Origin of the sequence: Hymenobacter psychrophilus (assembly GCF_900107135.1) — a bacterium.
GTDB lineage: Bacteria > Bacteroidota > Bacteroidia > Cytophagales > Hymenobacteraceae > Hymenobacter > Hymenobacter psychrophilus.
Map to the genome: position 1 here is coordinate 1 of NZ_FNOV01000030.1, position 7,804 is coordinate 7,804.

Sequence of the window (7,804 nt, forward strand, 5' to 3'; positions counted from 1 at the left end):
AAACGGGTTTTAGTGGGTGAGAAACGGGTTTTAGTGGATTTATAAACGGGTTTTAGTGGGTTGAAAACGGAATTTAAAAACGGAATCCGAATACAATACCCGTTTCTTGCTTATAATTACCCAGCAATCAGCCAATAGCACCTTATGAGCAAGGAATTAGAAGTTCGCCAACACAATGCCTTAACCAATGCTCGCTACGAGTATTCAGAGCTGCAGCTTGATTTGCTGTTCTTCCTAATCTCAAAGCTCCGGAAAGACCAGCAGGATAGGGTCTATGAATTGAATATCAAAGATTTGTCTTCGTTGACTGGCAAAAAGTACAATGCCGCTTACCTGCATAGGGCGACTGCTGACATGGGTAGCCGTGTCTTTGAAGTGCAAACCGAAACCCGGTACCGGCAACTGTGGATGTTCCAGCGGGTGGACTACTTGCTTGGGCAAGGAATCATTGAAATCAAGCTCACAGAGGACATTACTCCCTATCTGTTTGACCTGAAAGAGAACTTCACCAGCTATGAATTGGCTTCGGCACTGCGCCTCACTAGCAAGTATGCTAAGCGGATTTATCAGTATTGCAGTCAGTGGAAAGATCAGGGCGAATCCAAAAAGTATGACATTCAGGAGTTCAAGATGATGCTGGGCTTGCTTGATGACAAAGGCAAGGATAAGGCTTTCAGAATGAGTGATTTCCGGGAAAGTGTGCTGGATGTGGCCGTAAAGCAAATCAATGAGCACACGGAGCTGAACATCAGCTACAAGCTTGAAAAACGGGTTAGGACCTACAAAAACATCGTCTTTACCATCAAGAGGCAAGCCTTAGCCGAAACCATCCCCTTCGACTTAGTAAGCACGGTTCAGGACATGCCTGGCGTTCAACAAAGCCACTTCGATAATGCCGCCCGTGTCCTGGATGAGTTGCGCATCACCGATGCGAAGCACCGGAAAACCATCCTCAGCAGCGCAGCCCACGTTGCGGAAGTGAATCGCTACAACCACGATCTGAAAACGGGCAAGATCAAAGCCTCCCGCAATCCGGGGGGCCTGCTGCTCGTACGCCTGGGCCTAGTCGCGGCTAAAGCTCCGAAGCCTGTACAAGCATCCTAAGAGTCTTAATTAAGCGGCTACTTCGCCTAAATTGCCACTTGGGCCGGTTGGCTCTGGCACGCTACTAATTGAGATTCATGTTTACCCAAACCCCTTTTAAGCGGGAAAACCACGTTTTCCGCTCCCCCCAGTTGCAAGACCTTATGCTCGATGCGTTACGCTTCTTCAATGGAACGCCCGTGTATGAACTGCCTCCTGCTACAAGCTTCACCGGGTCTGGGGTATATGCTCTTTACTACACGGGAGATGCACCACTTTACGAGAAGGTAGCGCAGCTGAACCGGGTGGCTTATAACTTGCCCATCTATGTTGGCAAGGCTATTCCCTCTGGGGGTAGAAGGGGGCTAACTGTGCTGGATGATGAGGAAGGCAGCCTGATAAAACGCCTACGTGAGCACTTTAAAAGCATTGTTTTAGCTCACCAATTTGCCGGAGTTAGAAGCGCGGAACTGCCGGTGCTCGACCCGTTGCATTTCGCCTGTCGCTTCATGATAATTCCAGGCGACGAGGCCGCGCTAATTGCGCCGATTGAGGCTGCTCTAATCCGAAACTATTTGCCTCTGTGGAACTCTGTCGTGGACGGTTTTGGAAACCACGACCCGGGAAAAGGGCGTTATGAACAAGCCAAATCCGCCTGGGACGTACTGCACCCTGGGCGTAAATGGGCCGATAAATGTTTGGGGGAGCCCTTCCCTGCAGACGTTATCGTAGCCAGCATCAGCAGTCACTTACAGAAGATCAAAACCACATCTTAATGCGGTCAGTCGAAATGTTTTCAGGGGCCGGTGGCCTCGCTATTGGAATGGGCAATGCCGGTTTCCGTCATGAAGCCTTATTGGAATGGAACAAACACGCTTGCAATACCTTACGCGACAATAAGAACCGCGATTATCATCACGCCCGGCACTGGCGGGTCGTGGAGGGTGACGTTCGGGACTTCGATTTTGCCAAAGAAGTATCCGGGCACATCAACATCGTGGCTGGTGGGCCTCCTTGCCAACCTTTTTCAATGGGGGGCAAAGCTCAGGGGCATAACGATGCCCGCGATATGTTCCCTAGTGCGATTCACGCGGTGGACCAGCTGCGGCCCGATGCCTTCATTTTTGAAAACGTGAAGGGCCTGCTGCGGGCCTCTTTCGCCGAGTACCTGGAGTATGTGCTTTTGCGGTTGACCTATCCGCAATTAGTTAAGCTGGAAACGGAAACGGTCGAAGAACATCTGGGGCGGTTGGAGCGGGCGCACACGGGGGGATATGATGGCCTGATTTACCGGCCGGTGTTCCGCCTGCTCAACTCGGCTGACTATGGCGTACCACAAAAGCGGGAGCGGGTCTTTATTGTCGGTTTTCGGGCCGATTTGCGGGAAGAATGGTCGTTCCCAAAGCCTACACACTCCCAAGACGCGCTACTATGGGCAAAGTGGGTGACGGGTGAATACTGGGACGAGCATGGTTTTACGCGTGACGAGCGACCCGCAATGTCAGCCGCGTTGCGGAAAAAGGTAGACAAGTTGCGTGACCGCTACGGTCTGTTTGGGCCGGACACCAAACGCTGGCGCACCGTGCGTGACGCGATACGTGGCCTCCCTGAACCTAGCCCTGGGGTCGATTTTTGGGCCTCTCATAGAATCATGAATCACGAGTACCGGGGCGGGGCAATGAGTTATCCTGGGCACACGGGCAGCGAAATAGATGAGCCTTCCAAAGCACTGAAAGCGGGCGCCCACGGGGTGCCGGGGGGTGAGAATATGATTCGTTACCCCGACGGCTCCGTGCGGTATTATACCGTGCGAGAATCAGCCCGTATCCAAACGTTCCCCGATGATTATCACATCACTGGTGTTTGGGGTGAGGCAATGCGGCAGCTGGGCAACGCCGTACCGGTGGGCTTGGCTGAAGCAGTGGCCAGCAGTGTTCAGAAACAACTTGCTCGAAGCAAGCAATTAGCCTTTTCGTAAACGTGGCCAGCAAAGCAATTGCCTCTATCGGGACCGGACACCACCCCAAAACCTTCCTTTCCCTCTACTGCACCACTGACCAGGCTATCACGCCGCACGCAGCTGGCCGGGTACTGGCTCGGCATGGCGCGAAATTGGAAATACAGACCTGGTGCCGCAAGTGCCGCGCCCAAGTGAGCTACATCACCGACGAGCTGCCGGCCGGCTACCAAGTGTACCAGGTGCGCGTCACGGGGGAAGATGGCCCGCACCTGCCCGCTGAGCTTCGCCCGGTGCCCTACTTGGAAGAAGAATTTGAAGTAGCGGCCACGTCGCCCCAAGATGCGCACGAGCGGGCCGATTTTGCCCACTCGCTGCGCTTTACCGGACACCTCACCCACTTCTATATCAACGGGGAAGTACACCTGGACGAGCGGTTTTAGAGCTTAACGTGTAAATCCGCCCAATTGGAAGAATCAACTCCTATGCGGCAAAAAATCTACCTGGAACTCGTCGTGTTGAAGCCGGAAAATGCGGTGCACCTGACCGAGGCCGAACAGCAAGCCATTCCGTGCCACTTCTTGATGGCTCAGGAGGCCGAAAAACGGATGATGGTCATCGAGTACACGCCCGGCTCTGAACGGGCCACCAGGGAGCGCATTATTGCCGTGCACCTGCGGGCCTACGCCCGTCGTTACAAAATCATCAGCTACGAGGTCTTTGACGACTTCATCCCGGCCCTGCCGGCTCCGCTGGTAGGCTAGTTGGATAGGATTTAGGGGGCAGTGGGGGGAGTAGAAAAAGTCCCCCGGTCGTCCCGGTTTTGTCCCTTAACATAATGTCGCTTCTCAGACCATCCCCGGAATAAGTACGGTTTTACTCCCCACCGCCCCGACTCGCCAAACGTGGTACTTTTCCGGTTTAGGGCCTTAAAAAACGGGGCCGATTTACCGGCCCGTCAGTGCTTCATCTTCATGCCCGTTTTGCCCTTGCCCAACTGGTCGAGCGCGGCGCGGAAGCCGGTAGCCAGCTGCGCGGCAGGGCCACGGCCGTAGTAGTGCAGGAACATCATGCGCGGCTGGTCAAACAGCATGTGGTTGTGCACGGCCACGACCTCCAAATTATGGGCGCGCAGGGCCTTTATCACCGGGTTTACTTCGTGCTCCAGCATGGCAATGTCGCCGGCCACGTGCGCGTCAGCCTGCTGGCCGGCGAACGCGGCCCACGAGTTCAGGCCGATGGCGGCGGTCATTTCCGTGCCCATCATCACCGATTGCAGGTCCGCCCGGCCCACGGTGTACTTGTAGGTCGGCCCGTTCACTGTGCCCTGGTACCCCACCAGCTTATCAAGCGCGGGGATGTCAAACAGCTCCTTGCCGGTGGGCGGTCCGGCGCTGGGCGTGGCGTTGTTGCCCGCCTGCGCGGCCGGGGTGCCGCCGCTGGGCTTCGGCTGGTTGGCCGGCAGCAGCTTGGAATCCTTCAGCGCGGCGGCAAACTTGCGGGCCAGTTCGGCCGGGGCGCCCATGCCGTGGATGTGCATGTAGAAGATGCGCGGCTCTTCGTAGAAGAAGTGGTTATGTACGGCCCCGATTTCCAGCCCCTGGGCCAGCGCGGCCGACATGAGGGGATTTACTTCCTCTTGCAGCAGCACCGTATCGCTCATGAGCATGGCCGATTTGCCGTCCAGCGTGTGCTTGATGGCCACCCAGCCGCCAAAACCGAAGGAGATGGGCACCGGCTCGCCCTTGATGGTCACTTTGAGGTCGTTGCGCGGCAACGGGGTGCTGTGCGTGGCCTGCGCCTCCACGTAGGCCCCTTTCTTGCCCATCGCGGCCTCGATGGCGGCAATGTCGGCCGCGCTCAGCGGCGGGGTTTTGCCGGGAGCCGGGGCTCCGGCGAAGGAAGGCAAGGGGCCTAGCAGCAGCGGCGTGGTGGCCAGCGCCGTGGTTTTGAGCCAATCACGACGAGAAAAACGAAAATCTGACATGGGACGAGGAATAGATGAGACTGCTTAGGGTACGTAAGTAATGTGTAGCCAAGGCAATAAATGCTCAGCTAGCCCACTCTACAAGGTGGTATTCTTACAAGGGGGCGGGCTTACATGAAAGTTTACATCCACCCCTTTGCAAAAAGCCTCCAAACCCCGTATTTGCCCCGTTTAAGGCCGTTTTCAGGGCTTAAACGCCCTACTGTGGGAAATACTTTTGGACCACCTTCGGATTGTCCCGTTTCAGGTCCCAATAGCCCTTCGTCAGCCAATCCAGCGCCGCCTTTTTCTTGGCCTGCTCCTGCTGCAATACCACTACCTGCGCCTCAGCTGCTGCTTTCTTCTGCCATAGGTAAGTGCTCAGGCTGACCAGGGCCAGCACCAACGCAATCACCCCCAACCCTAGCCGGCCACTGGTAAAGCCCCATACCTGGCCCACCACGGGCACGCTGCGCGGAATCCGGTCAATCACCTGCTGCAGCTGCGCCGTGCCCGTGGTGAGCGTATTTTCCACCTTCGCGGGCGTGGCCAGGTGCGGCTGGATGGCCTCGGCAATGCCCTGGTAATTGATGGTAAACCGCACCTCCTGCTTCACCTTGGCCAGCACCTCGTCCAGCTCGGCCCGGCTCACCGGCTTGCCCTGCTCTAAGCTGCGCTTGTTCAGCGCCTCGATGCCCCGCCGTAGCGCGTTGATGTCTTGAAGTAGCTCTTGCATACGTCGTTGCTGAAAAGTTAATCCCCCATTTCAAAGCCTCGGGACTGCTGCTTGCTCGGCTGCTGCTGGGCCTGCCGCTCTTTGGCCTGGGCGTACTCGGCCGCCAGCTTAGCCAGCGCGTAGTCCTGGCCCACCTGCTGCCACGCCTGGGCCGGGTCCTGGCCTAGCTCGCGGGCCTTGGCAAAGCCCGTTTCCAAATTGCCGGCGCTGTACTCGCGGCCCACCTGGCTGCCCTTCACCCGGTGCCCGTCCTGCGCGAACACCACCCCGGCCGGGCTCCCGTCCTTGCGCCGCGTCAGCTCCAGTTCGATGCCTCGGGGCCGTAGGGCTTCGCGCAGCTCGTCAAAGCTGCGGGCCTGGCCCGCCGTATAGCTCAGGGCGCGGCCGATATCCTGCCGGGCGCGGCTCCACTCGGCCGACTGTTCCTCCTTCGGGGTCGTGGCTTTCACCTGGGCCGGGGTGGGGCCGATTTCGCGGGCCTGCTTCCGGCCCACCTGGTCGGCTACGATTAGCCCGTACTCCTGCTCGATGCCCTTGCACACGTCCACGCTCCGAGAGCGGATAAATTGGTCGCTCACCGTCTGCCCGTCCAAATCCACCCGGTTTACCACCAGGTGCATATGCGGGTGGGTCTTGTCCTGGTGCCGCACCACGGCCCATTGCGTGTTCTCCGGGTCTATGTTCAGCCCCTTTAGGTAGTCCTGGGCAATGCGGCCCATCACCTCGTTGGTCAGCTTCTCCTTTTCCTCGACCGGAAAGGCCAGCGCGACATGCAGCACCGCCTTGCCTAGCCCTGGGCGCATGGCCCGCACCGCGTCGAAGTCCGCCGCCATGTGGTCGGCGCTGTCGGTGCGCACCCCGTGCGCGGCCAGCACCTCGGCCCCTTTGCCGGGGGCCTGCTCCTGTAGCACGTACCGGCACATGGCCCCGAACGACTGGTTCACCTTCACCTTGCCAATCATGACGCTTCGCCCGCAAGCCGCTTCAACAAGTGGTGCATCTGCCCGAGTACCGTTGTGGCTCCGGTCCGCTGGTCCTGGCCCAAGTGGGCCAGCTTGGTGAGCTGGTTTAGGTTCGCCGCCATGCCGGCCAGCTGCGCCAGCTGCCGCGCTTCCTCTGGGGTCGGCGGGGCCTGCAGTTTCGTGGCCGTGTTCTGCTTGCGCCATACCGACCGCAGCACTTCGCCCTGGCTCAACTTGTACCGCTCGGCCTCCTGGGTCAGGCGCTCGTGCTCGGCGTCGGTCAGCCGGACGCTCACGACGTGGCGCTGTTTTTCGGCCAGCGGGCCGGCCTTCCGGCCGCCTTTTCGGGGGCGGTGGGGAGTGGATTCAGTGGCTGCTAGGTCTGCCATAGGTGGGTCCCCGAAGGGGCAAGTGTAGTGAGCCCAACGGGCGAACGGGTTTTGGGAATTGCGCGAAGCGCGATTCAGGAAACACATCTTGCGAAACACGTTGAACGACGCGGGATAGGCCCACAAGATACGGCTCCCCGCACGCACGCGCAACGCTTGGCCCACTCTTTTCGCTGCGCCTCCCAGTTGGTCTTACCGTTGGTTTCCGTTCCAACTCTTGCACCCTCCCGGTTGCCTCTTGCCTCCTACTCCTGGTGCTCCCCTGCCGGCAACGTGGCCACCTTGCTCTGGCCTCCAGCTGCCCCATTTGGTCACCTTCCTCCCTGGTCATTGCCTCCTGTCCTGGTGCGCTTGCTTTCCCCTCTTGTACTCCTTTCCTGACCTGTGGCCTTAGCTGCTACTGTTTCTGTGGGCGCAGTATTCCGGAGTTCAAAGCAGCACATAAGCTCAACAATAAGGTTTATAAACCGTTGATTGCCAATAATATATACTTTATTGAATGCGCGCAAGTCACTGGCTTCTAGGACTTTGCTGTCTTTGTTTTGCTCGCGCCGTTGTACCATGCCCTAAAAGCTTTTTTTTCTCGCGCGAAACAACAATTGGTGTATTTGAGCTTATTTGTTCTATTTGAGGCCCTCATATTGAATTGAAAATCAATACTTTACAGCATTCATAAACGGGTTTTAGTGGGTGAGAAACGGGTTTTAGTGG

General features: G+C 57.6%; 9 protein-coding genes. 5 read left to right on the forward strand and 4 right to left on the reverse strand.

The window, feature by feature from the left end; genetic code table 11:
• Positions 1-144: 144 nt before the first annotated feature.
• The 5 genes from BLW21_RS20635 to BLW21_RS20655 all read left to right on the forward strand — a co-directional run bounded on the left by BLW21_RS20635 (position 145) and on the right by BLW21_RS20655 (position 3,804).
• On the forward strand, positions 145-1,104 hold the full coding sequence (locus BLW21_RS20635; RefSeq protein ID WP_092743968.1) for a replication initiation protein: 960 nt from the start codon (positions 145-147) through the stop codon (positions 1,102-1,104).
• A gap of 77 nt (positions 1,105-1,181) precedes the next feature.
• Positions 1,182-1,859, forward strand: a complete 678-nt coding sequence (locus BLW21_RS20640) for an Eco29kI family restriction endonuclease (RefSeq protein ID WP_092743970.1) — start codon at positions 1,182-1,184, stop codon at positions 1,857-1,859.
• Positions 1,859-3,061: a DNA cytosine methyltransferase gene (locus BLW21_RS20645; RefSeq protein ID WP_092743972.1), complete on the forward strand. Its 1,203-nt coding sequence runs from the start codon at positions 1,859-1,861 to the stop codon at positions 3,059-3,061. Before BLW21_RS20640 ends, BLW21_RS20645 begins: the two co-directional genes overlap by 1 nt.
• 2 nt (positions 3,062-3,063) lie before the next feature.
• Positions 3,064-3,483: a hypothetical protein gene (locus BLW21_RS20650; RefSeq protein WP_092743974.1), complete on the forward strand. Its 420-nt coding sequence runs from the start codon at positions 3,064-3,066 to the stop codon at positions 3,481-3,483.
• A gap of 42 nt (positions 3,484-3,525) precedes the next feature.
• On the forward strand, positions 3,526-3,804 hold the full coding sequence (locus BLW21_RS20655; RefSeq protein WP_092743976.1) for a hypothetical protein: 279 nt from the start codon (positions 3,526-3,528) through the stop codon (positions 3,802-3,804).
• Between the two features lie 194 nt (positions 3,805-3,998).
• On the opposite strand, the gene BLW21_RS20660 is transcribed toward BLW21_RS20655, so the two are convergent.
• From BLW21_RS20660 to BLW21_RS20675, 4 genes are all read right to left on the reverse strand, one after another.
• Positions 3,999-5,027, reverse strand: coding sequence for a DUF1259 domain-containing protein (locus tag BLW21_RS20660; protein ID WP_045688144.1), 1,029 nt, complete (start codon positions 5,025-5,027; stop codon positions 3,999-4,001).
• Between the two features lie 199 nt (positions 5,028-5,226).
• Positions 5,227-5,742, reverse strand: coding sequence for a hypothetical protein (locus BLW21_RS20665; RefSeq protein WP_073289232.1), 516 nt, complete (start codon positions 5,740-5,742; stop codon positions 5,227-5,229).
• A gap of 17 nt (positions 5,743-5,759) precedes the next feature.
• The gene (locus BLW21_RS20670; protein ID WP_045688146.1) at positions 5,760-6,704 is read right to left on the reverse strand and encodes a relaxase/mobilization nuclease domain-containing protein; all 945 of its coding nucleotides are present in this window, start codon (positions 6,702-6,704) and stop codon (positions 5,760-5,762) included.
• Complete coding sequence (locus BLW21_RS20675; RefSeq protein WP_045688147.1) at positions 6,701-7,093, reverse strand: plasmid mobilization protein; 393 nt, start codon at positions 7,091-7,093, stop codon at positions 6,701-6,703. The genes BLW21_RS20670 and BLW21_RS20675 overlap by 4 nt, the downstream gene beginning before the upstream one ends.
• Positions 7,094-7,804: the final 711 nt, after the last annotated feature.